Source organism: Egbenema bharatensis FJBBOT/2019 (assembly GCF_048077055.1).
GTDB lineage: Bacteria > Cyanobacteriota > Cyanobacteriia > Elainellales > Elainellaceae > Egbenema > Egbenema bharatensis.
On sequence record NZ_CP182236.1, the window covers coordinates 6118608 to 6142728 of the forward strand.

The window sequence follows — 24121 nt, forward strand, 5'->3', positions numbered from 1 at the left end:
CAAAGATTTTTTTCAAAACAAATATTTTCTCGAAGCTAAATAATCCGTTTCTCCAGGCAATGATTCATCCGTTATCTGGCATAAAAAGGGATACACTAGTTCTAATCCTGACAAACGTACTAGTGCGATCGGTTCCTGTCGTGTTACTACTATGATCAAAATCCTCCACCTTTCAGATATCCACATGGGGAGTGGGTTTTCCCACGGATGCATTAATCCTGAAACGGGACTGAACACTCGCCTGGAGGATTTCGTTCAGACATTGAGCCAATGTATCGATCGTGCTATTGCAGAACCCGTCGATCTGGTGCTGTTTGGGGGGGATGCCTTCCCCGATGCCACACCACCTCCGATCGTTCAGGAAGCCTTTGCCGTTCAGTTTCGTCGTCTGGTGGATGCTCAGATTCCCACCGTACTGCTGGTCGGTAATCATGATCAGCACTCCCAGGGGTTAGGGGGAGCCAGCCTGTGCATCTACCGGACTCTGGGCGTTCCCGGATTTTTGGTGGGCGATCGGCTGACCACTCACCGGATTCAAACCCGCAATGGTGACATTCAGGTGATTACGTTGCCCTGGTTGACGCGATCGACTTTACTGACTCGCCCGGAAACAGAAGGTTTATCGATTGCTGAGGTCAGCCATCTATTGCTCGATCGGTTGCGGGTGGCCCTGGAAGGAGAAATTCGTGGGCTTGATCCTGAACTCCCAACGGTTTTACTGGCGCACCTGATGACGGACACCGCTCGGTTTGGGGCAGAGCGATTCCTGGCAGTCGGTAAGGGCTTTACAGTCCCGATGGCTCTCCTGGCGCGTCCCTGTTTTGACTATGTGGCTCTGGGGCATGTGCATCGCCATCAGGTGCTTTCCGAACAGCCGCTAGTGGTGTATCCCGGCAGCATTGAGCGGGTCGATTTTAGTGAAGAGAAGGAAGACAAGGGCTTTGTTTTGGTGAACGTGGCGCAGGGTCATGCTGAGATGGAGTTTTGCCCTCTGTCCGTGCGTCCATTCCGTACGATCAAGGTGAATGTGTCGGAAGCTGAACAGCCCCAAGATGAATTGCTCAAAGCCATTGCTAAAGCCCCAATTCAAGATGCTGTAGTGCGATTAATTTATCAACTGCGATCGGAACAGATTGAGCAGATTGATAACAGTATCATCCATCAGGCGTTAGACTCTGCCCACACCTACACAATCCACGCTGAGTTAGTCAGTCAGCTTGCGCGTCCTCGTCTACCGGAACTGGGAACGGGTAGCACCGTTGACCCGATGGAAGCATTGAAAGCCTACATCACGAACCAACCTCACCTCTCAGACATTGGACTGGAAATGATGGAAGCAGCCCATGCCTTACTGACGAGCGATCGAGAGGATGGCTGGTTTGGGGAACCGGAGTGGGAAGCATGGCAGGAAAGTTTGGAGCACTTGGAGCGATCGGCGGAAGCGGAAGAGGCGCAATTACGATTGCTTTAAGGGGATGCGGCTAAAATAACATACCCGTTAGGAGCGCACTGCCGCGCAGCCTTACAGCCGATTTTTTCAAAGTTTGGGATGCCATTTATTACAGATTCCTGACCCATGCAGGATTCGAGGTGCTATCAGTCTCACGCTATACCCGTAGGGTGATCAGGAAGATGTCACTTTTCCCAGTGCTACATTGAGAATATTAAGGCAACCATCCGCCGATTTCGTGAATTCATATAAAGGACTCCTATGACTGCGATCGCATCAACCGTTGATACCCCCCAAGTGGATAATCCCCTGCTGATTGGTGAAGGGTTGCCCCCCTTTGGGCAGATTCAGCCGGAGCAGGTGGTTCCCGCTATCACACAACTTCTATCAGAACTGGAAGTGGAACTCACCCATTTAGAAGCGAACGTCGTTCCCACCTGGGATGAGTTAGTGCAACCCCTGGAGCAGATCGAAGAGCAACTGTCCTGGAGTTGGGGCATTATCGGACATTTGATGGGCGTGCAAAATAGCCCGGAGTTGCGGCAGGCTTACGAAACGATGCAGCCCCAGGTCGTAACCTTCTGGAATCGCCTCAGCCAGAGTCAGCCCCTCTACGAAGGATTTAAGGCGTTGCGGGACAGCGATGCCTGGAATGGGCTGGATCAAACCCAACAACGCATTGTCGAGTCGGCGTTGCGGGATGCGGAACTTTCTGGTGTAGGTCTGACGGGCGAGGTGAAGGAACGGTTCAACGCCATTCAGCTAGAGCGAGCCGAACTTTCAACCAAGTTTTCCAATAACGTTCTGGATGCCACGAAAGCCTTTAGTTTGACGCTGACTCAGCCAGAGGAGGTGGAAGGATTACCGCCCAGCTGGTTGGCTCTGGCTGCCCAGGCCGCGCGATCGGAGGGCGAGGAAGCAGCAACGGCAGAATCCGGCCCCTGGCGGGTGACGTTGGATATGCCCAGCTATCTACCCTTCATGCAACACAGCCGCCGTCGGGATTTGCGGGAGAAATTATATCGGGCATTTATCCGTCGCGCCTCGGAGGGCGAGTACGACAATTCCCCCCACATCAAGCGGATTCTGGAACTGCGGCAGGAGCAGGCGAATCTGCTGGGCTATAACAGCTATGCTGAGGTCAGTCTGGCGGCAAAAATGGCTCCCAGTGTGGAAGCGGTGGAAGACCTGATGGAGGAACTGCGCCAGGTCAGCTATGATGCTGCTTTGAAGGATTTGGCAGAACTGCGATCGTTTGCCGCTTCTAAAAAGGCTCCGGAAGCAGAGGATTTGCGCCACTGGGATATTTCCTTCTGGGCAGAGCGGCTGCGGGAAGAGAAGTTCAGCTTCAACCAGGAAGAATTGCGGCCCTACTTCCCCCTGGAGCAAGTCCTGCAAGGATTGTTCAACCTATCAGAACGAATTTTTGGAGTCAAAATCACGGCGGTGGATGGCCAGGCTCCCGTCTGGCATCCTGATGTGCGCTACTTCCAGGTGACGGATACCGATGGTGCTATAATCGCCCATTTCTACCTCGATCCCTACAGCCGTCCGGCGGAAAAGCGCGGAGGAGCCTGGATGGATGAATGTATTGGTCGGGCCAGGGTGGCGAGCAAGACGGGGGAAAGGGTTCGCTTACCTGTGGCTTACCTGGTGTGCAATCAATCTCCTCCAGTGGACGACAAACCCAGCCTCATGACCTTTACGGAAGTGGAAACCCTGTTCCATGAGTTTGGGCACGGGCTCCAGCACATGCTGACCAAGGTAGATTACGGGCGAGCATCGGGGATTCGCAATGTGGAATGGGATGCGGTGGAGCTACCCAGCCAATTTATGGAGAACTGGTGCTATCACCGCTCTACCCTCCTCAGTCTGGGCAAGCACTATGAAACGGGTGAGCCTTTACCAGATCACTATTACCAGAAACTCCTGGCGGCTCGTACCTTTATGAGTGGCAGTGCCATGCTGCGACAGCTTCACTTTAGCTGGGTGGATCTGGAACTGCATCACCGCTATCAGCCAGGCGGTTCTGAATCCCCTGAAGATGTGCGTCGTCGGATTGCTGAAAAGACCACCGTGATGCCACCCCTCCCCGAAGATTCCTTCCTTTGCGCGTTCGGCCATATCTTTGCCGGAGGCTATGCCGCAGGTTACTACAGCTATAAGTGGGCGGAAGTCCTCAGTGCAGATGCCTTTGCGGCCTTTGAAGAGGCAGGCTTGGAAGATGAACAGTCCATTGCGCAAGTAGGACACCGATTCCGCGATACGGTGTTAGCCTTGGGCGGCAGTCAGCATCCAATGGAGGTGTTCAAAACCTTCCGGGGACGGGAACCCGATACGACCGCCCTGCTGCGGCATAATGGGTTGGCAGCGTAGAGAAAGACAGAAGAGGGAAAATAGAAGAGGGAAGAGAAAAAGGCAAAGTGCTTACCTTTGACCTTCCTTTTCGGGTTTTGCATTCTAACCCTCTTTAATCACTCTAAGCGGATGAAAAGATCAGTTGCCAGTTCAAACAACGCACCAGTGGACAGACAAACTGATTCATCTGGTGCATCAATTGCTCAAATCCAGCTTCTAATGATGCGATCGGGAAAACCTCCAACCATCGTTTGAGCCAGTTGAAACAAATCAACGGTTGAATGATCAATCGCAGGTTATTCAATAAATTCTGCCAACCGCCTTAATTGTTCCACCAAGGATGTCTGGCAAACTGGGCGTTGCTGAATCAAGAGATGAACCTCGGAGGAACTGGAACATCGTCAAACCAGAGGTAGTGAAGTAACAACCGAACAGAGTGAGCCAGCATTTCTACGGCTTTGGAGTAGCACAGCGTTTTGCGATGCAGTCGAGCCAGATAGTGCCGCAAGCGAGTGTTCTCACTTTCAACTCGAGTCATATACGTTTTGCTGACAATCTGATCGCCATCGGGAATGAAGCCGGGATACACCGACCACCCATCAGTGACGTAGAAATAGCAGTTCCAGTCCGCCACAGTCTGCCAGAGTGGGACAAAGGTTTCAGCACTATGGTCACCCAGAACCCAGCCTAAAATTCCCTTTTTGAAGTGGTCAACGGCTGTCCATAGCCAAATCTTGTTTTTTTTGAGCCGACAAAGGTTTCCAATTCGTCGAGTTCTCCAACTTCGGGGGGCGTTTCCGGTGCATAGGCGTCCGGCAGGCGCGTTGCGACCTGCTGCACCCAGGTAATGACCGTGGTATGGTGTACTCCTTTGACCCGTTCGATCGCTCGAAACCCAGAGCCGTTGAGATACATCTTGATGCATTCGCGTCTGAACTCGTCTGAGTACCCTCGATGCGGGTCGTAGGTATCAATGAACTGACGACCACAAGCGACACAAATGTGATTTTGCTTACCTTTCCTCTTACCGTTTTTACGGATATGAGTAGCCCCACACTCTGGACATTGCATTGCAGATTACCCTAAATCATTTTTCAATTATGCAACGCACTTTCTTGAAATGCCGTCGCAAATGCGCCAGACACTTCTGTTGCGCCGATACCGCATAGCCGTTGTAGACGCTAAAGTCATCGGAACTGAGGCATCCGGAGAAACTCTTGCCGAGCAGGTGTTCCAGTTCGCCTCTGCTGCGAGTATCAGCGGCGTGAAACAACACAAATCCAACGCCCGCAATCACCCACATCCATTCTTTCACCCCTTTGACGAGCCAGGGCAACTCGTCCACAGGCACATGCGGTTGGTCTTTCACCCATTCCCCAAGGTCTGCAACGAGGCAGTTCACCTGCTGTGCCATTCGCGCATTCGTTGCTTGCAGCGTCCCTGTGCCCACCTCAATCCCGCCGAGTTCTAGCAAGAGTTCCTGTTGCTTTTCATAGGATAAATGCCCATAGTTGCTTAACCACACCAACAGTGCTTGTAAACTCGCCCCCAAGCTTTGCCCTGCTACCACGTCCGCTGGCATCGCTGCGGTCACCACTGCTCCGCAGCAGGCACACGCATAGCTCTGCTGCTGATACTCCACCACTTCTATCGGGCGTTCCACCAGTTGCGCTACGCTTTGAGACTGCACTCGCACAGGCTCTGACTCAAATCTCGCTCCTCCACAACCCCCACAGCACTCCGGGCGCAATACCTCAATGCGATCTACTCGTCCAAATCCTTTCCGTGTTTTGCCCCTATGCCCAGGTTGTCCCCCAGCTTTACGCTTTAGATCCTCACCGTTCGTTGTCGTCTCGTCGGGTTCTCGCTCCTCACGTGGCTTCTCTGAGCGTTTATGCACATCGCTCGACGGCGGCTTCGACGAACTCTGACTATCACTACTGACCCGTTGCTTCAACCGCTCGATTTCCTCTGCCAGTTGTTCGAGCATTTTTTGCTGCGCTAGAATGATCTCCACCAGCACTTCGGGCGGGCTTTGCAGCAGCATCTCGCGTTCAGGTAGCCGCGGGATCTCGATTGGCTTCATGCTTCCACGTTACCGTTTCTGTGCTTCCTGTCAACCCCACCTGAATCCTTACCAATTCCGACCCGTTTAACTCCCTCCCATCCAGAGTTTTTTTCTGAGCGTACTGATGCTTAAAGATTCCTTGAATCCGGTCAAAACTTAATCCTTCTACTCGGCTAACTTGTTCAATACTGGACAGTTGCACTTGCTGATAAATATGCTCCTCATATCGTCGGGTATACTGATGTCCTTCATCCATAAATGTCAATGCTTTGGTGAAATAACGTTGACAATCACGGCAATAAAACTGACGACGAGGAACTTTCAGGTAAGTGACTTGACCAAAAATTGATAAATCCCGGATTAAAATCGCTCGATTTTGATGAACCCCTGAACTCAATGTCTGACAGTGGGGACAGTTAGCTTCCTCATTGAGCAAGCGCAGCTTTAAGTACACTTCATTGCTTTGTTGAGTGCAACTTTCAACCGTAACATGAGGAAAATTCAGCAATGCATCAAGATGAAAGTCCATTGGCGAAACTCCCACTAAAAGTATTCTATTATACGGTTTTCACCCCGGATCCGGAAGAGCCATTAGAAGTCCCCCTTTTTAAGGGGGATTGAGGGGGATCTATCAGGGTTTGAGCCTCTCAGTCAAGATCTGTGTACACGGTAGCCTTTTAAGGGGGACTTCAAACCTTTGTCGGCTTGGTTTCCCCTTTTTTAACTGGAGTTTAGACTAATCACAGCAGAAATAGCCCAACCCCCTTATCTGGATTGAGCGAGACTGAAGATTGGGAAAAATTTAGTGGTTAAGCGGTCTTGTTCGCCACCTTCTTGGGTCTGGTGAAGCGCTTTTTGACCGTTGGATAGCGAATACGGCGGGAACGGGGTTGCCCTGGAGTCCACCCCGGTGACTTTCCGCGTGGTTTGGGCGGGGGGGCAGGTGTGCCAATCAACGCTAAAACAGAGGCAAAGGCATTTGCGGTTCGTCCCGGAGATAGCTTAGCAGATGACTTTTGCCAGGGCAGGGGGGAGTCCTGGACGTGGCAACGAGCCAACCACAACTGCCAGGTGAGCAAGGGCATCAGATCGCTCCAGCGTTCGGATTGTTCGGGCGTTGCCAACTGGGGTAACGTCCAGTGCAATCGTTGCTTAGCGAAGCGATACCAGTGGTCAATGGCAAAGCGACGGAAATACTGTTGCCACACCGTCTCTAAGTCGGGTGGTGCTTGTCCCACCCAAATTAGCCACAAAGGTTTGGCGGGGTGGAGGGCAGAGTCATGGAGGCGTTGCAGTTGAATTAACCAGATCGTCTGGTTGGCAACGCGTCGCAGTCGCATTGATGACCACATCCGCACGTGTAATCGTCCCCACCGGGACTCTTCTACCTGGAGTTCGGCATCAGATGACCACCAGGTGGTGGCATCGTTAAGTTTGAACTTCTCCCCATACTGCCGAGGACGACCCGTTCCGCTATAAACAGGCGGTGGTCCATACAGTACTCGATTGGAACGCAACCGAATCAACTTGTCACAAGCAATATCCGCCGTACCATTGAGGAATGGGGCACAGCCATATTCGGCATCCCACAAAGATAAGGGACGAACCTGGAACTGCTCACACACCTGACGCAATTGCACTATTGCCTTGCTAATGGGGCTCTCTGCGCTAGTGATGCGTTCATGCAGCAACGGTAATGCCCAACTGCCCTGCTCCTCTGGAATCCACGCAATCGTACTATATCCTTGTCCCAACGTCACCGGTTTGGCTCCACTCATCGGAGTTGCTTGATGTTCATACGTCCGTTCTCGCAGGGTTTGTGCCTGTAACCTTGACCATGCCGTGTGGTCTCCCGCTAAGACAACCCGTTCGTCCTGGGGCATTTGCTCCAGGTACAACCCCATCCACTCCAGTCGAGGCGGGTTGCTATCCTGTAGGGCTTCATACAAACTCGGCCATTGGCGTCGAAAGACAGGGGCAACCGACAGTTCGGCAAAGGAGTACACACTGCGGCTCACTAGCACGGCATCCATCAGGTCGAAGAGAGCATCCTTGCCGTTGCCAATCAGCATGTAGGATTTATGTCGAAACGCCCTCAAGCGGTCAAAATTAGTCATGGTCAATCATTATTGATGCAACATGACCATTAAGCAGCCAAACCGTCGGGTTTGGCTGCTTTTCTTTCCCAATTAGTCTAAACTCCAGTTTTTAAGGGGCTAGGGGAGATCTAAACAGGGTTTGCGATAGCTACCGAATTGTTTCTCTCAGAGCTTCCGCATCGATTGGTTTCAGTAAATAAATCCGCAACAAATGACCGACGATCGCCAGTTGGAATGGCACTTTGCGTAATACTTTCAGCCATTTCGGTTGAGAAGTGCGATCGATTTCAGCCATTTTTAAGTTGAGATCAGAGCAGTGGTGGAGCCGCTGGAAAAACTGGGGATGATCGGTATTAAGAACCGATGGAAAAGCGCGGGCTGCGGTTTCGTTCGTTTGGCGAATGACTTCCCGATCAAATTCCGTGGGGTCAAGTCCTAGCGTGTGGTAGAACTCAGATCGTTCATGCACTGTTAAGGTGTGGGTGGCAAAGACCGTCAGCAGGAAAAAGCGACTCCACCAGCGAGATCTCCGAGTTTGCCAGAGTTTAGACTGCGATCGCAATAGGGCCTTAAAAATATCGCCATGCCGGTTTTCATCCTGACACCAGCTTTCAAAGTAGCGAAACAGGGGATAAAACTGGTTTTCAGGATGCTTTTCCAGATGACGGTAAATAATGATGTATCGCCAGTAGCCAATCTTCTCCGAAAGATAAACCGTATAAATCACCCATTCGATCGGAAAGAAGGTATAAACCCGATTCTTGGTGAGATAGCCCAAATCCATCGTGCAGCCGAAATCCGCCATCGCCTTATTCAGGAAACCCGCATGACGAGCTTCATCCCGCGCCATCAGACTAAACATTTCAGACAGCAAAGGGCTACGACCCTTCAGCTTGCGGGAGAGTTCCTTAAACAGCAAAAAGCCGGAAAACTCCGAAACACACGATCGCTCCAGGTAATCCACAAATGCCTGACGGGCTTCTCCAGTAATATGATCCCATGACTGATTGAAGGACTCATCCCGGACAAAGTGATGGCGGTTGTAGTCTGCCCGCATTTCTGTCAACATTGCTTGCAGTTCAGTATCCTGGCTGGATAGATCGAGTTCTGCGGCCGTTTCAAAATCTGTCGTATAAAACCGAGGCGTAAGGATGTTTTCCTTAATCACTTTTGTCCTGGCTTCCGTTGTCTCCAGAGTAGGCTGTGGCAGCGAGTTGACCATAACGTTCTATAGTTTCTGATGATTTGATAGCTATCGAGTTATATTACATCCGTTTGTTCCCTTCGACCAGTGATATCCTGGTAACAATAGATGAAGCTGTGCCACACAAATGTTTACAGGATCACTGCGCAAACTCATAATGTAACTTCAACACCTGTTAGGCTCAGGGTTTGGGAGTGCTTGTTCATGGCGGTTTAAATAAAATGGCTAAAAATGAATTAATTAAAACGTTTGACTTTGATAACTCAATAGTTATAAAGTTCAAAAAGAAGTGAGAGGGTTCTCCTCTGGAGGGTTCTCCGATCGCTCTGCTGTTTTTACCCTTTGCTCCACATCAGAATGGCAATGGGTATTGGTCAACATCACCATTTTTAGGTAATGAGGTGTTTAAGATGACTCATGATTTAGCCCAACGCCTGCGCGAAGGAACCCAGCAATCCCACACCGCCGCAGAGAATACCGCATTCATGAAGTGCTTCCTCAAAGGGATTGTGGAACGGGAACCCTTCCGCAAGCTGTTGGCAAATCTGTATCTAGTCTATGACGCATTAGAAACAGAATTTCGTCGCCATCAAGATGATCCGATCGTCGGACAGATGTATTTCCCAGAGCTAAACCGGACGGCAAGCCTGGAACGCGACCTGGCATTTTACTATGGTGACAACTGGCGAGAACAGATTGTTCCCCTGCCCGCAGGACAGATTTATGTCGATCGGATTCATCAAGTCGCCAGTACCGATCCTGTGTTGCTGATTGCCCATGCCTACACTCGCTATATGGGCGATCTCTCGGGTGGGCAGGCATTGAGAAAAATTGTGCGTTCAGCCTTGAACTTGCCGGAGGAACAGGGAACTGCACTACATGAGTTTGAGCAACTGCCAACGGTGGAAGCAAAGCGGGCGTTCAAAGAAACGTACCGGGATACGCTCAATGCATTATCTGTAGATGATGCCACGATTCAACGGATTGTCGATGAAGCCAATTATGCGTTTGAGCTGAACCGTGATGTCGTCCATGAACTGGAAGAGGATGTTATTGCCGCCATTGGTGAGCATGTGTTTGATCTGCTAACACGACAAACTATTCCTGGAGCAACCGAACGACCCGTTTCCAGTACCCTGAAAGAACCAGCAGTTGAGTATAGCATCTAGCTCCGATCCAGGTTAAAGATCGCTTGTAGGGTGGGCAATGCCCACCCTATGGAATGCTGTGGGAATACAAATAGAGATTTTGCAACCAGAGATTGAAGATTAAATAACGATTCGAGGAGAACCTATCTGCATGAAGTATTTATCACCAACGGTGCAATTTGATACGGAGTTACTCAAGAAATATGATCAACCTTTGCCACGTTACACCAGCTATCCTCCCGCAACAGAACTCAGAACCGACTTTAATCTCTTTGATCATCAACAGGCGATCGCCGCTTTGAATCAGCGTTCATCTCCCTTATCCCTTTACGTTCACATTCCCTTTTGTCAGAGTGCGTGTTATTTCTGTGGTTGTAATGTCATCGTTTCTAACAATCGAAATGTGGCATCTTCCTACCTGAACTATTTAATTAAAGAAATTCATCAAACCGCAGCCCAGCTAGACTCCCGTAAGCCCGTGGTGCAAATGCACTGGGGTGGAGGAACCCCCAATTATTTGACCCTGGAGCAGGTGGAATTATTGTGGCGGGCCATCCACGATAATTTTAATTTCGCACCGGATGCGGAAATTTCCATCGAGATCAATCCTCGCTACGTGGATCAACCCTACATTCAAGCGTTGCGGGAAATCGGCTTTAACCGGGTAAGTTTTGGTATTCAAGATTTCAATCCTCAGGTGCAGGCAGCGGTCAATCGGGTACAGCCGGAGGAATTGCTGTTCGGGGCAATGGACTGGATTCGGCAGGCGCAATTCGATAGCGTCAATGTTGATTTGATCTACGGATTGCCCCATCAAACGTTGCGGACTTTTGAAGAAACAATTCAAAAAACCGTTCAGTTGAATCCCGATCGCATCGCTATCTTCAACTTTGCCTATATTCCCTGGCTTAAACCCGTCCAAAAGAACATTTCGGAACAGGCTTTGCCCTCTCCCCAGGAAAAGCTGGACATTTTACAAATGGCGATCGCAGAGTTGACCCGTAGCGGCTATTACTACATCGGCATGGATCACTTCGCCAAACCTGATGATGAACTGTCGGTTGCTCAGCACAACGGTCAGCTCAAGCGCAACTTCCAGGGCTATACGACGCAACCGGAGGCAGAACTTCTGGGCTTTGGGCTAACGTCCATCAGCATGCTGCATGATGCTTATTTTCAAAATCACAAGCGGCTGAAGGATTACTATCAAGCGATCGACTACAGGCAACCCCCCGTTGAAAAGGGCATCAATTTGCATCGAGATGATGTGATTCGACGGGAAATTATCATGCAGTTGATGTGTCATTTTAGTTTGTCGAAGCACACGATCGAAACGAAATATCACCTGGACTTTGATGACTATTTCGCAGTCGAACTGGCAGATCTGAGGGCCTTAGCAGACGATGGTTTGGTCAGAATCATTGCTAATCGCATTGAAGTGACTCCGCCAGGACGCTTGCTGATTCGCAATATCGCCGCTGTGTTTGACTCTTACTTGCGCGATCGGATTATTGCCAATTTTTCCAGAGCCATCTGAGCATCAGGCTGATTCGAGCAACAATTCACTCAAGGCAGGAGGATGGGTATGCGTATCCTGATGATTCAACCCAATTATCATTCGGGGGGGGCAGAAATTGCGGGCAATTGGCCCCCCAGTTGGGTTCCCTATGTGGGTGGAGCCTTAAAGACGGCTGGCTTCACCGAGGTTCACTTTATTGATGCCATGAGTAACCATATTGAGGATGGTGAACTGGCAGAACAGATCAGGGCTTATCAGCCAGATGTGGTGCTGGCAACGGCGATCACCCCCATGATTTACAAGTCTCAGAGCACATTGAGGCTGGTTAAAGAGGTTTGCCCGAATGCCAAAGCGATCATGGGTGGTGTGCATCCGACCTATATGTATCGGGAGGTGCTGCATGAGGCACCGTGGATTGATTACATCATTCGCGGGGAAGGCGAGGAGATTACAGTCAATTTGCTGCGATCGATCGCCAATGGTACGGATGAACAAGACAAACGCGAGATCTTGGGCATTGCCTTCCTGGAGGCGGGTAGGGTGGTCGCTACGCCGGCCCATCCACCGATCAAAGACTTGAATACGTTGACTCCAGATTGGAGTTTGCTGGATTGGGACAAGTACATTTACACGCCGCTGAATACGCGCGTGGCTGTACCCAACTATGCTCGGGGTTGTCCATTTCGCTGTCGGTTTTGTTCCCAGTGGAAGTTCTGGCGCAAGTATCGTTCCCGTTCTCCCAAGCAGTTTGTAGATGAAATTGAACGGCTCGTGAAAGACTACAACGTGGGCTTTTTCATCCTGGCTGATGAGGAGCCAACGATTAACAAATCCCGGTTTGTGGCTCTGTGCAATGAATTGATCGATCGCAATCTGAAGGTGCACTGGGGCATTAATACGCGGGTGACGGACGTGCTGCGCGATGAGAAAGAACTACCGCTCTATCGCAAAGCCGGATTGGTGCATGTTTCCCTGGGGACGGAGGCGGCTGCCCAACTGAACCTGAATGTGTTCCGCAAGGAAACCACGATCGCCGATAATAAGCGCGCCGTTCAACTCCTGCGGCAAAATGGAATTCTGGCAGAAGTGCAGTTCATCATGGGCTTGCCGAATGAATGCCCGGAGACGATCGAGGAGACCTACCGCATGGCGCGGGATTGGCAGGCGGACATGGCCAACTGGAATATGTATACCCCCTGGCCTTTCTCGGAGTTGTTTCAGGATGTGGCGGACAAGGTGGAAATCCGCGATTATTCCCACTACAACTTCGTTACGCCCATTATTAAGCCGGACAACATGACGCGGGAAGACCTGCTGAAGGCCGTACTCCACAACTATGCCCGCTTTTATGGCTGGAAGTTTTGGGAATACTGGTTTGAAAAAGATCCGTTTAAGCGGCGTTATTTGCTCGGATGCCTCTGGGCCTTTGTCAAGACGACTTTGAACAAACGGTTCTATAACCTGAAACGGGTGAAGCAGAAAGGGCTACAGACTGAAATTGAGTTTGGCTTTGATGAATCCAGAATTCTCACCGCCGAACAAATGGCTCAGCTCAAGCACGATCGCCCGGCAGATATTGATTTCGTCGGTACGATTTCCGCCTGTGGTGCGCCCAGTGATGCCGCTGAATGTGAGTCCCATCCCAGTCTGCCCCAACCGCTCCATGAAATTATTCAGGTGGCGATCGTGGAGTCCGATCAACAAACTCGCATCAACTTGCGAATGGATTTACGATCGCAGGACGGCATTGAAGTCGCCAGTGAAGCGACGAATGCAGAAACGGGTCTGGTACTGTTAGAATCGATCGATGTGGATGTCGCAGTGATTGATGCAACCCTGCCGGATATGAATATTGCCAAATTCATTCGCATGGCGCGCAAAGTACAGGCAAACTCCTACGTCACCGCTTCTCGTATTCTGGTGTTAGCCACGCCAGAACAACAATCCCGACTATCGGAGGCGATCGCCGCCGGAGCAGATGCGGTATGCCTGAAGGATGCTCCCCTTCAACAACTGGCGGATGCCGTACGAACAACCTATCGCACCGGAAGCTACCGTGATCCAGCGATCGTTGATCCACCTGTCCCCGTTTGAGGTTTCATCCACCCCTGCCCTTCCCAAGAGGGGAACGTTAGAATCCCTCTTACCTCCCCTCCTGGGAGGGGTTAGGGGTGGGTAAAACCCTGATTGACTGTCAAAAGTTGTGTGCCCTCACCCCCAACCCCTCTCCCAAAGGGCGAGGGGAGCGATTCACTTTTTTAGTTCCCTCTCCCCTGGGGAGAGGGCTAGGGTGAGGGCTTTCAGGGTCTTGACTGAGAAGTTTTGTCAGTCAACCAGGGTAAAATCTCACCATCCCAGGCAAGTCGTGTAACCCGGTCGCCCCACTCCCTACTCCCCACTCCCCCTCTTTATTTCTCGTGTGGTTGAGGAAACATTAATGACATTGAATTACGAAACAACAGTTCCCCAAGAACCCTTGAAACTGGACTGGGTCGCTGTCGTATTTTTCACCAGCGTTCATGCCCTGGCCTTACTATCCCTCTGGTGCTTTTCCTGGTCAGCATTGGGAGTATTACTGCTGCTCCACTGGCTATTTGGCAGCATCGGCATTTGTTTGGGATATCATCGACTCTTAAGCCATCGTAGTTTTGAAGTGCCGAAATGGTTGGAATATACGATCGCCATCATTGGGGCAGCCGCTTTGCAAGGGGGGCCGATCTTCTGGGTCGCAGGGCACCGGTTGCATCATGCCTACACCGAAGACGAAGTGAAAGACCCCTACTCTGCCCGTAAAGGCTTCTGGTGGAGCCATATGATGTGGATTTTCTATCCCCGTCCCGATTTCTTTGAGTATGAGCGTTACAAACGGTTTGCTCCTGATTTGGTGCGCGATCCCTTCTATCGCTGGCTGAATCGCTACTTTATTCTCTTACAGCTTCCGATCGCTTTGTTGCTGTACGTTCTGGGAGGTTGGTCATTTGTGGTCTATGGTGTGTTCCTGCGGGCTGTGTTGCTGTGGCATACCACCTGGATGATTAACTCTGTCACCCATATGTGGGGCTATCGTACCTTCCAGGTTGAAGACAATTCTCGCAATCTCTGGTGGGCTGCCATCTTTACCTATGGAGAAGGCTGGCATAACAACCATCATGCTCATCCCAATGTGGCGAAGGCGGGCTGGCGTTGGTGGGAACTGGACATTACCTGGTGGGCGATCGCACTGTTAAAAACGGTTGGTCTGGCTCGAAAGGTCGTGATGCCTCCCCAATCCGCAACAAATTAATTGAGCAGAACGCTTTTTTGCTGTCCTACCTTAAGTCATCTTCTGATTCACGCGCAACACGCCAGAAAACCTCTGGCGTGTTTTTTCTAAGGAGCGTGGACTAAATCACCTGCCTATGGTTCTGCTTCTTTGACTGGGCGGGCAAGATGCCCACCCCACAAGAATTTCAGGTAATTGAGTTTGTATTTCTAAGGAAGTTTAGGCAGGATCGCAGGGTTCAAAACACAGCTTAAGCCAACCGCTTCATCTCGATCGTCTGGGGGAGTTGGAGGGGTTCTACCAGACCAGGCGCAACCAGTTCCCAACCATTCGCCAGGGTAAATACCCTGCCTGCTTCCGTTTCGGCTTCAGCGATCACCTCTTCTTCTAAATCTTTTTTCGCAACATAGACCAGGAGTGTTCCAGATGGATTACGACGCAGCATCACTTTCATGTTAATTCTCAGCTTTCTTGTGAATAAATTGGTTCAACTTGTTCTAATTCTTTGCGTCGGCATCCGACCACAAATCCAGTGTGGAGAAAATGCACTGCGTAGATGTAGGAAGACTGCAAAAATGTCCCAACGCTGATCACATAACCCACCTCTCCTTTTTTTGCTAAAGTGGCTCCAATCTCCTGTCCTGGGAAAGTGCCATCATTGCGGATCAGCTTGCGGGTACGGACTTTCTCACCAATTTCAAAATAGGGGGGCAAATTTAGCTCTAATTCATCAGGTTGCATAGGACAGTTCTCCCTTAGGTGAGGCTAAACTGAGCAGTTCGTCCGGCGTTAAACTGCGCTTCACTTGAACCGCTCGATCGCGAACAGCTTGTAATACGATTTGAGCTTCCTCCGCATTCAACAGGATTCCGTGTTGTTGCAAAACAGCCTGTACCAGGTGGCGACCAGAATGTTTGCCGACCACAAACTGATGCTCCCAGCCAACTTCTGCTGGATCAAACGGTTGATAGGTGACAGGATTTTGCAGCACTGCGTGGGCATGAATTCCAGCTTCATGGGCGAAGGCATTTTCACCCACGATCGCCTTCCAGGGAGGAACCGGACAGTTGGAAGCCTGGGAGACTAACCGGGAGAGTTCCAGTAAATGACGGGTATCAATCCCAGAATCAACCTGATGAATGCATTTTAACGCCATCACCACTTCTTCCAGAGCAGCATTTCCCGCCCGTTCTCCCAGTCCATTGACCGTGGTATTGACTGAGGTTGCCCCTGCCCGGACTCCAGCCAGTGCATTTGCCGTGGCCAATCCCAAATCATTGTGCGTGTGCATTTCGATCGGAATCTGCAAGGATTGCACCAGGGGACGCACTTTGTTAAATGTAGTAAAGGGATCTAGAATTCCTACCGTATCGCAAAATCGGAACCGAAATGCACCGCAAGCCTGGGCATAGGCCGCTACATCCAGCAAGAAGGACTCATCTGCCCTGGAAGAATCTTCTCCACCGACCGCGACGGATAGACCCTGATCCAGCGCAAAACTGATCACTTCCCGGAGGCGATTCAGCATGACGCGCCACTGTCCATGAAACTTGGCCTCAATTTGAATTTCAGACACGGGAATAGAAACGTGAACCCGCGTCAACCCGCAGGCGATTGAAGCTTGAATGTCCGAAATGACGGCACGGTTCCAGCCCAACAGCCTGGCGTTTAAGCCCAAATCAACGATCGTTCGAATCGCTCTGGTTTCTTCCTGCCCCATGGCAGGAATGCCCACTTCCAACTCCTGAACGCCGATCGCATCCAGAAAACGGGCGATCGAAACCTTCTCCTCTACGGTGAATGCCACACCAGCGGCCTGTTCACCATCGCGTAGAGTCGTATCATTCATTTGAACGGTTTGGGTTTTCACGGGTTCACTCATAGGGTTCTCTCAACTTCGACATCAAGGTGGACTCGTTACAGATCAGGGGACTGTATCGGTGCAGAAGGTCTGGGTCGCCGATGGGCATCCTTCAGAATCTGATCAAGAAGGTAGGCATGAACGAATGAACATAACAAAAACAAACAAAGAAAACTAAAGGTGGTGAACATAACGAACTCCTAACTACAGAAAAGTGAATTCACGCGATAAATCAGCGATCGAACAACAGGGTACTACGGGAATAAACGAACGAATCAAACCAGACAACTTGAACTCTCGTGGGGTAGAAATCTACCCATTGAACACAAACGAACGGAATCAAACTAGACAAGCTGATCTATCCGCCATTCCGGGACAGATAAACCAAACTATCATCCGCCAGAAAATGGGACAGGTGAAACGCCCGATCTTCTGTTTTCAGCAAGATTTGCTCATAGAGATAGCGAGTTGCCCGATCGCCAATACTCTCTGCCTGAGATGCCTGCCGTCGAATCAAGTCAATGATGGACTGCTCTGCTTGCAAATCATGCTCCACCATTGAACGAGATGCGTAGATGCCATCGGGTTCTGGCGTAAAGCAGCAGAGTTCTGCCAATTTACCAAAGCTTGCCGCTGGCACTCCCCCCAGACCATTCAGACGCTCTGCCAGGTCATGGGCATGATCTTTGACCGCTTCGTAACCTTCCTGGAAGAATTCATGAAGCGAATAAAATTCTGCCCCTTCCACCACAAAATGATGTTTTTGGTATTGCAGATACAGCCCTTGAAAACTGGCAAAGACCAAATTTAAGCCTTCACAAATGGGAACTGTAATTTCTTCAGCAAAACCAACGGGATTATCCCCCACCTGACCAAATTCTCGTACTACTGTCTGTAGCTGCGTCATTCCAATTCTCCTTAACTGTTGTTTTGCGAACGTTCAACAAACATTGGCTGATCAAGGCTTTTCTCTACACACTTCTGCGGTAGACCAGCATCTTTCTAACCAATTGACTAACTCCTGACGAGGCGCGACAAACTGTTGAATCACGCTGCGAATCAAGACCAACTCAATGCCATGATGCATTTCAACTCGTAGGGAACCATCGGTAGGACAAGAGCAGGAAATCCTTAACGATCGCAAGCGATTGTGAACTTGCCAGCGATCGCATCGTGAAATTTCAACCACTTGTTCCATCGGGAGATTCGTTTCCATTGGGACATTACCGTCCGTCAGGGCATTTGGACTGGAGGGCGTTTGCATGGGTTTGACTTCCAGAGAATGCTAAGGTTTGCAGTTTTAGGGTTTGTAATTGCTGTTCGAGCGTATCGATTCGATCGATCAGGGCACGAAGGACGATCGCATCTGGATCGGGCGTTTGCTCATGATTTAAAGGGCAATTTTGTGTATTTGTCCGACAGATATTGCGACCAGGTACACCGACTGCCGTGCAATGGGCAGGAACATCTCGTAGTACCACTGAACCTGCGCCAATTCGGGCGTGATCGCCAATGAAAATGTTGCCGAGTACCTTAGCTCCCGCGCCAATCACAACATGGCAGCCCACGGTTGGATGGCGTTTACCCGTCTCTTTGCCAGTACCACCCAGGGTTGCCCCCTGGTAAATCAGCGTGTAATCTCCGACGATCGCCGTTTCACCAATCACAACACCCATCCCGTGATCAATCACAACCCCTTGACCCAGAACGGCCCCTGGATGAATTTCAATTCCGGTCAGAAACCGACTCAGATGAGAAATGAAGCGGGGAAAGAAGGGAACGTTGCGGCGATAGAGCCAATGGGCAAAGCGGTGACAGGCAATGGCATGGAAGCCAGGATAACAGCAAATGACTTCTAGCCAATGACGAGCGGCTGGATCACGCTCAAAGATCATGCGGAGATCTTCTACCAGGGGAATGTCTTGCATCCATTTGAGCTGGCATTGCTCGGCAGAAAGCTGAATTCCATCGATCAAAGACCATAGCAGTCCTGCTTGGGACGTGACGTTGCTAATCGTTGCCGTGAGCGTGCGTTGAATGCTTGTGGCTTGCTGGGTGAGGAACCGATCGTAAAGCTGAAACATTGCTGTTGAGGGTTGAGGGCAAGTCGTGTTTTCTGTATATCAGATGCCTTCTCCCCAATTTTTTATTTTTTTAAGTTGAATTTATTAAGATATTAGTGATGTACTCAGTGACGAAAATGCCCTGTTAGCAAGCTTTTGAAAATCGCTTGAGGGAAGGGGTGCTGGTATTTTAATGTCGGGGTATCAGTATTTATCACAAAGGGGGCTTGTAATTCTACACTCAAGCCCAAACCCAATATAGGTTAGAGCTGTGGAGATCTCAAAGGACTGTTTGCTGGGTCTAAAACTGTACTCAACGTCAGGTTCCTTCCAGCCTGATCGAGTGAACCGAGACGCATCCTTTGAGCGTTTGCTCTAACCCCGTTCGTTATTTTGCAATGCACCGTTTTCCTGCCTTGATGGGTGACTTAATGAAAACGATCGCATTTTATTCTGTTATATAGGCTACCAATAATCGATCGACTCAAATATTAAATTTTTCCAAAAGTATACCAAGTTGCAAAATAAAATGTGAGAATGCTAATTTAGATACAGAAAACAAATTTGGAAAGATTAACGAGTGATTCAAACTGAGATTCACTGCGGTTTGAGTACCTGGAGAAACCCTTAAGGAAAAATAATTTTTTCGCTCAAAAGCTTGTCGTGTCTGGGTTTTACTTGAGTGCAAGAAATCCAGACCCTCAGTCTCTTAAATACTAATACCTACTTCCAAAAATACTCAAACCCCTATCCTCAGAAAATATTTAAATGCTGATGACAACCGGGATACAAGGGTTGAGTACATTCCTAATATTTCAATAATTTTGACCTCACGCAACGCAGCATTTGGGCTGAGGACGACTGGTATAACCCTATTAACGCCAGTCACTAAGTCTTCCAACTGAGAACAGGTTTAATTGGCTCTCATACCGGAGTTTAGGTGAGTGGAGTGATGCACCAGCATCCCCACAGTGGCGGTTTATCCACCCATCCTTTGAAAGTCGATGACACCACCACCCAACACTCTCCTCTCCCCTGCCATCGCAGACTCACAGGCTAAAGCCAAGTCCGGTAGCTGTGGTTGCAGCAGTTCCACTCAACCAGCCAATGAACTTGATGAAAAGATGCGGGCCCGGATTGAAAAGCATCCTTGCTACAGCGAAGAAGCCCACCATCATTACGCCCGGATGCACGTTGCAGTTGCCCCGGCTTGTAACATCCAGTGCAACTACTGCAACCGTAAATTTGACTGCGCCAATGAAAGCCGTCCAGGGGTGGTGAGTGAATTACTGACTCCCGCAGAAGCCGCTCACAAAGTGCTGGTGATTGCAGGCAAAATTCCCCAAATGACGGTTCTGGGCATTGCTGGCCCTGGTGATCCGTTGGCGAATCCAGACAAAACCTTTGAAACCTTTGAACGGATTGCTGAGAAAGCTCCTGACATTAAGCTGTGTCTTTCTACCAACGGGCTAATGTTGCCGGATTACGTCGATCGCATCAAACAGCTCAACATCGATCACGTCACCATCACCATTAATATGATCGACCCGGAGATTGGTGCCAAGATTTATCCCTGGGTGCATTATGGACGGAGACGCTACAAGGGGGTAGAAGCTGCCAGAATCCTGCACGAACGGCAGATGGAAGGCTTACAGGCACTCAAGGAAGCTGATATCCTCTGTAAGGTCAACTCAGTGATGATTCCTGGCATTAACGATGAGCATCTGGTGGAAGTGAACCGGGCGATTCGGGAACGGGGTGCCTTCTTGCACAACATCATGCCCCTGATTTCTGCACCAGAACACGGTACGCACTTCGGACTCACCGGACAGCGGGGCCAACTCCGAAAGAGCTGAAATCCATTCAGGACAATTGCTCCGGCAACATGAAGATGATGCGCCACTGCCGTCAATGTCGCGCCGATGCCGTCGGGCTTTTAGGTGAGGATCGCAGCCAGGAATTCACCAAAGACAAGTTCATGGAAATGGCTCCGCAATACGATCAAGAACTGCGGCAGGAAGTCCATGCAGGGATTGAGAAGTTCAAAGCGGAAATCAAGCTAGCCAAAGCTAAAGTGAAGCCCAGCGAGCGGGTGAAGAACAGTCCTAAGGTTCTGGTGGCGGTGGCAACCAAGGGGGGCGGATTGGTGAACCAGCATTTTGGTCACGCTAAGGAATTCCAAATTTTTGAAGTGGATGCCAACGAAGCCAAATTCGTCGGACACCGCAAGATTGATCAGTATTGTCAATCGGGCTATGGCGAAGATGCCACGCTGGAGCATGTGATCAAGGCGATCGCAGACTGTAAAGCGATTCTTGTTTCTAAGGTTGGGGAATGCCCCAAAGCGGAACTGCGAGAAGCTGGACTCAAAGTAGTGGAAGCCTACGACGTAATTGAGAAGGTGGCGAGGGAGTTTTACGACGAACACGTTTTGAGATAGGGAGTAGGGAGGGGGGAGTCGTGATGAGCAACAGTACCAAATTGATTCTGAACGCTGTAATGATTGTGTGGGTGATTATGCTGTACCGCAGCGCTGGACAATTTGTCCCCCCCATCGAGGCTGTGTTCCCGACCTGGCAGTTCTCCCCCATCCAGTTTCTCCAGAACCTTCCAACAACTACTGAGACAACTGGTTCAATTCTGACGATCGAGCGGTAACACGGTTAAAAACCAACCATCCTTCTGACGATTGGCAACGCTGGTTTAATACCTATTCGCAATCCTTAGCCAAACAATTACAAATCCCGACATCGGTGGGAGTCAACGCATGAGTGCAGTGATTTATCTCGACAACAACGCGACAACCCGAATTGATCCAGAAGTGGTGGAAGCAATGTTGCCTTACCTGACCGAGTATTATGGTAATCCATCCTCAATGCACAGCTTTGGTGGACAGGTCGGTAAAGCGATTAAAACGGCCCGATCGCAAGTGGCAGCTTTACTGGGAGCTGAAGAATCGGAAATTATCTTTACCAGTTGTGGAACGGAAGGAAACAATACTGCGATTCGTGCTGCTCTGGCTGCCCAACCCGATCGCAAGCACATTATTACAACTCAAGTCGAACATGCTTGTGTATTGAATGTGTGCAAGCAACTCGAAAAGCAAGGATATACAGTCACGTACTTATCGGTTGATCACCAGGGACAAATTGATCTGGCTGAACTAGAAGCCGCACTTACCGGAAATACCGCCCTGGTTTCCACCATGTACGCCAACAACGAAACGGGAGTGATTCTACCCGTCGCTGAAATCGCTGCCCTGGCGAAAGCCTACGGTGCCACCAGCCATGTAGATGCAGTTCAGGTCGTCGGCAAACTGCCCCTGAACCTGAAAGCCAGCCCGATCGATTTGTTAACCCTATCAGGTCATAAACTCCATGCTCCGAAGGGGGTTGGTGCCTTGTTTGTCCGACGGGGTTTCCGCTTCCGTCCGTTCCTAATCGGTGGACATCAGGAGCGGGGCCGCAGGGCAGGGACAGAAAACGTAGCGGGCATTATTGCCCTGGGTAAAGCCGCTGAATTAGCCCAGCAGCACCTGAGTGAGGTATCCCGCGAACAACAACTGCGCGATCGCCTCGAACAGGGATTGCTTTCCACAATTCCCGATTGTCAGGTCAATGGTCATCCCACCAAACGGTTACCCAATACGACCAATATTGGCTTCAAGTACATCGAAGGAGAAGCCATCCTGTTCTCCCTGAATCAGCACGGCATCTGCGCCTCTTCTGGCTCCGCCTGTACCTCTGGCTCCCTGGAACCTTCCCACGTCCTGCGGGCCATGGGACTCCCCTATACCATCCTCCACGGCTCCATCCGGTTTAGCCTCTCCCGCTATACCACCGATGCCGAAATCGATCGCGTTCTGGAACTGATGCCTGGCATTGTCGAACGGCTCCGTGCCCTCTCACCCTTTAACAGCGATCAAGCCGACTGGTTACAAGACCGGGAAGAGGCGATCGTTGCGGGAAGTCGATAGTCAGGAGCCAGGAGCAGGAGCCAGGAGCCAGAACTCAGGAGCCAGAACTCAGAAACCAGTTGTTGACTATTCCCCACTCCCCACTCCCTACTCCTCACTCCTCACTCCTCACTCCCCACTCCTCACTCCCTATTACCCATCCACCCATCACCCCCTTACTACCATGTGGGACTACACCGAGAAAGTACTAGACCTGTTCTATAACCCCAAAAATCAAGGGGCGATCGCAGATGCCGATGAATCCGGAGTTGCCGTTGTGTTTGGCGAGGTGGGCAGTATTGCCTGTGGAGATGCTCTGAGACTCCACCTGAAGATTGAAGTGGAAACGGATCAGATTCTGGATGCTCGGTTTCAGACCTTTGGTTGTACCAGTGCGATCGCTTCTTCCTCTGCCCTGACGGAATTGATTAAGGGACTCACTTTAGATGAGGCTCTGAAGATCACAAACCATGAAATTGCGGATTATTTAGGCGGATTACCGGAAGCTAAAATGCACTGCTCTGTCATGGGACAGGAAGCTCTGGAAGCAGCAATTTACAAGTATCGCGGTATTGAAGTCGAACACCATGAAGACGATGAAGGAGCGTTGATCTGCGCTTGCTATGGGGTCAGCGAAAACAAGATTCGGCGAGTGGCGATCGAAAACAATTTGTCCACCGTTGAGCAAGTTACCAGCTACGTTAAAGCGGGCGGAGGTTGTAGCTCCTGTCTAGCAGCGATCGAGGATATCCTGACAGCGGTACAGCAGGAGACAGCCGCCACCTCCAGACGACTGGCAACGGAAATTGCAGTTGCTCAAGAAACTCAGGAAACGGCTCAACCCACCCTTACGACTGTCCAGAAAATCACTCTGATTCAGAAAGTGTTGGCGGAGGAAGTTCGTCCGGTGTTACTGGCAGATGGGGGAGATGTGGAGCTGTACGACGTGGACGGTGATGTGGTTAAAGTTCGTCTGGTAGGTGCCTGTAGTTCCTGTTCCTCCAGCACCGCCACCCTCAAGATTGCGATCGAAGCTCGGTTACAAGAACGGGTTTTACCCACCTTAATAGTTGAAGCAGTATAAACAGTGTTCACCATGGCATTTTCTATTCTGATCGTTGAGCGATCGCCTCC

18 protein-coding genes and 3 pseudogenes are annotated in these 24121 nt (G+C 50.4%); 9 read left to right on the forward strand and 12 right to left on the reverse strand.

Going from position 1 to position 24121, the window contains the following annotated elements; translation table 11 throughout:
• Positions 1 to 151 precede the first annotated feature (151 nt).
• Both sbcD and ACM1PF_RS28495 read left to right on the forward strand, forming a co-directional pair.
• Positions 152 to 1471, forward strand: coding sequence for an exonuclease subunit SbcD (gene sbcD / locus ACM1PF_RS28490; protein WP_416669547.1), 1320 nt, complete (start codon positions 152 to 154; stop codon positions 1469 to 1471).
• Between the two features lie 240 nt (positions 1472 to 1711).
• Positions 1712 to 3826 (forward strand): M3 family metallopeptidase, encoded by a 2115-nt coding sequence (locus ACM1PF_RS28495; RefSeq protein ID WP_416669549.1) that lies wholly within the window; start codon positions 1712 to 1714, stop codon positions 3824 to 3826.
• 103 nt (positions 3827 to 3929) lie between these two features.
• Here ACM1PF_RS28495 and ACM1PF_RS28500 read toward each other — a convergent pair.
• The 6 genes and pseudogenes from ACM1PF_RS28500 to acsF form a co-directional block, all read right to left on the reverse strand.
• Positions 3930 to 4160: pseudogene (locus ACM1PF_RS28500) on the reverse strand (IS701 family transposase); the annotation flags it as partial.
• 15 nt (positions 4161 to 4175) lie between these two features.
• Positions 4176 to 4879, reverse strand: a protein-coding gene (locus ACM1PF_RS28505) for an IS1 family transposase (RefSeq protein WP_416669550.1) whose coding sequence is annotated in 2 segments (ribosomal slippage) — positions 4176 to 4541 and positions 4544 to 4879 — 702 coding nt in all. Because the reading frame shifts where the segments join, the coding sequence is not laid out codon by codon here.
• 37 nt (positions 4880 to 4916) lie between these two features.
• Positions 4917 to 5828: pseudogene (tnpC, locus tag ACM1PF_RS28510) on the reverse strand (IS66 family transposase); the annotation flags it as partial.
• A gap of 34 nt (positions 5829 to 5862) precedes the next feature.
• Positions 5863 to 6405 (reverse strand): transposase family protein, encoded by a 543-nt coding sequence (locus ACM1PF_RS28515; RefSeq protein ID WP_416669552.1) that lies wholly within the window; start codon positions 6403 to 6405, stop codon positions 5863 to 5865.
• A gap of 280 nt (positions 6406 to 6685) precedes the next feature.
• On the reverse strand, positions 6686 to 7993 hold the full coding sequence (locus ACM1PF_RS28520; RefSeq protein WP_416666339.1) for an NF041680 family putative transposase: 1308 nt from the start codon (positions 7991 to 7993) through the stop codon (positions 6686 to 6688).
• 130 nt (positions 7994 to 8123) lie between these two features.
• Positions 8124 to 9197 carry a magnesium-protoporphyrin IX monomethyl ester (oxidative) cyclase gene (acsF, locus tag ACM1PF_RS28525; RefSeq protein WP_416669554.1) on the reverse strand — a complete coding sequence of 358 codons (1074 nt, stop codon included), beginning with the start codon at positions 9195 to 9197 and terminating at the stop codon, positions 8124 to 8126.
• Between the two features lie 392 nt (positions 9198 to 9589).
• Here acsF and ACM1PF_RS28530 point away from each other — a divergent pair, with 392 nt between their 5' ends.
• From ACM1PF_RS28530 to ACM1PF_RS28545, 4 genes are all read left to right on the forward strand, one after another.
• Positions 9590 to 10348 carry a biliverdin-producing heme oxygenase gene (locus ACM1PF_RS28530; protein ID WP_416669556.1) on the forward strand — a complete coding sequence of 253 codons (759 nt, stop codon included), beginning with the start codon at positions 9590 to 9592 and terminating at the stop codon, positions 10346 to 10348.
• A gap of 130 nt (positions 10349 to 10478) precedes the next feature.
• Entirely contained in the window at positions 10479 to 11864 is a 1386-nt protein-coding gene (gene hemN / locus ACM1PF_RS28535) for an oxygen-independent coproporphyrinogen III oxidase (RefSeq protein ID WP_416669558.1), read from the forward strand.
• Positions 11865 to 11912: 48 nt separating this feature from the next.
• Positions 11913 to 13940: a magnesium-protoporphyrin IX monomethyl ester anaerobic oxidative cyclase gene (bchE, locus tag ACM1PF_RS28540; RefSeq protein WP_416669560.1), complete on the forward strand. Its 2028-nt coding sequence runs from the start codon at positions 11913 to 11915 to the stop codon at positions 13938 to 13940.
• 343 nt (positions 13941 to 14283) lie between these two features.
• Positions 14284 to 15129: an acyl-CoA desaturase gene (locus ACM1PF_RS28545; RefSeq protein WP_416669562.1), complete on the forward strand. Its 846-nt coding sequence runs from the start codon at positions 14284 to 14286 to the stop codon at positions 15127 to 15129.
• Positions 15130 to 15358: 229 nt separating this feature from the next.
• Here the strand turns inward: ACM1PF_RS28545 and nifT are convergent, their stop codons facing one another.
• From nifT to cysE, 6 genes are all read right to left on the reverse strand, one after another.
• The gene (gene nifT, locus ACM1PF_RS28550) at positions 15359 to 15562 is read right to left on the reverse strand and encodes a putative nitrogen fixation protein NifT (protein ID WP_416669563.1); all 204 of its coding nucleotides are present in this window, start codon (positions 15560 to 15562) and stop codon (positions 15359 to 15361) included.
• An 8-nt stretch (positions 15563 to 15570) separates the two neighbouring features.
• Positions 15571 to 15849: a nitrogen fixation protein NifZ gene (locus tag ACM1PF_RS28555; protein WP_416669565.1), complete on the reverse strand. Its 279-nt coding sequence runs from the start codon at positions 15847 to 15849 to the stop codon at positions 15571 to 15573.
• A complete protein-coding gene (gene nifV / locus ACM1PF_RS28560) occupies positions 15839 to 16990 on the reverse strand; it encodes a homocitrate synthase (protein ID WP_416669567.1) in 1152 nt (383 codons plus the stop codon). Before nifV ends, ACM1PF_RS28555 begins: the two co-directional genes overlap by 11 nt.
• Before the next feature lie 337 nt (positions 16991 to 17327).
• Positions 17328 to 17876 (reverse strand): Dps family protein, encoded by a 549-nt coding sequence (locus ACM1PF_RS28565; protein ID WP_416669569.1) that lies wholly within the window; start codon positions 17874 to 17876, stop codon positions 17328 to 17330.
• Between the two features lie 51 nt (positions 17877 to 17927).
• Complete coding sequence (locus tag ACM1PF_RS28570; RefSeq protein WP_416669571.1) at positions 17928 to 18233, reverse strand: Asr1405/Asl0597 family protein; 306 nt, start codon at positions 18231 to 18233, stop codon at positions 17928 to 17930.
• On the reverse strand, positions 18193 to 19053 hold the full coding sequence (gene cysE / locus ACM1PF_RS28575; RefSeq protein WP_416669573.1) for a serine O-acetyltransferase: 861 nt from the start codon (positions 19051 to 19053) through the stop codon (positions 18193 to 18195). The genes ACM1PF_RS28570 and cysE overlap by 41 nt, the downstream gene beginning before the upstream one ends.
• 983 nt (positions 19054 to 20036) lie before the next feature.
• Between cysE and nifB the strand changes: the two are divergent.
• The 3 genes and pseudogenes from nifB to nifU all read left to right on the forward strand — a co-directional run bounded on the left by nifB (position 20037) and on the right by nifU (position 24071).
• Positions 20037 to 21472: pseudogene (gene nifB, locus ACM1PF_RS28580) on the forward strand (nitrogenase cofactor biosynthesis protein NifB).
• A gap of 327 nt (positions 21473 to 21799) precedes the next feature.
• Positions 21800 to 23008, forward strand: coding sequence for a cysteine desulfurase NifS (nifS, locus tag ACM1PF_RS28585; RefSeq protein WP_416669574.1), 1209 nt, complete (start codon positions 21800 to 21802; stop codon positions 23006 to 23008).
• A 163-nt stretch (positions 23009 to 23171) separates the two neighbouring features.
• Complete coding sequence (gene nifU, locus ACM1PF_RS28590) at positions 23172 to 24071, forward strand: Fe-S cluster assembly protein NifU (protein WP_416676834.1); 900 nt, start codon at positions 23172 to 23174, stop codon at positions 24069 to 24071.
• The last annotated feature ends 50 nt before the right edge of the window (positions 24072 to 24121 follow it).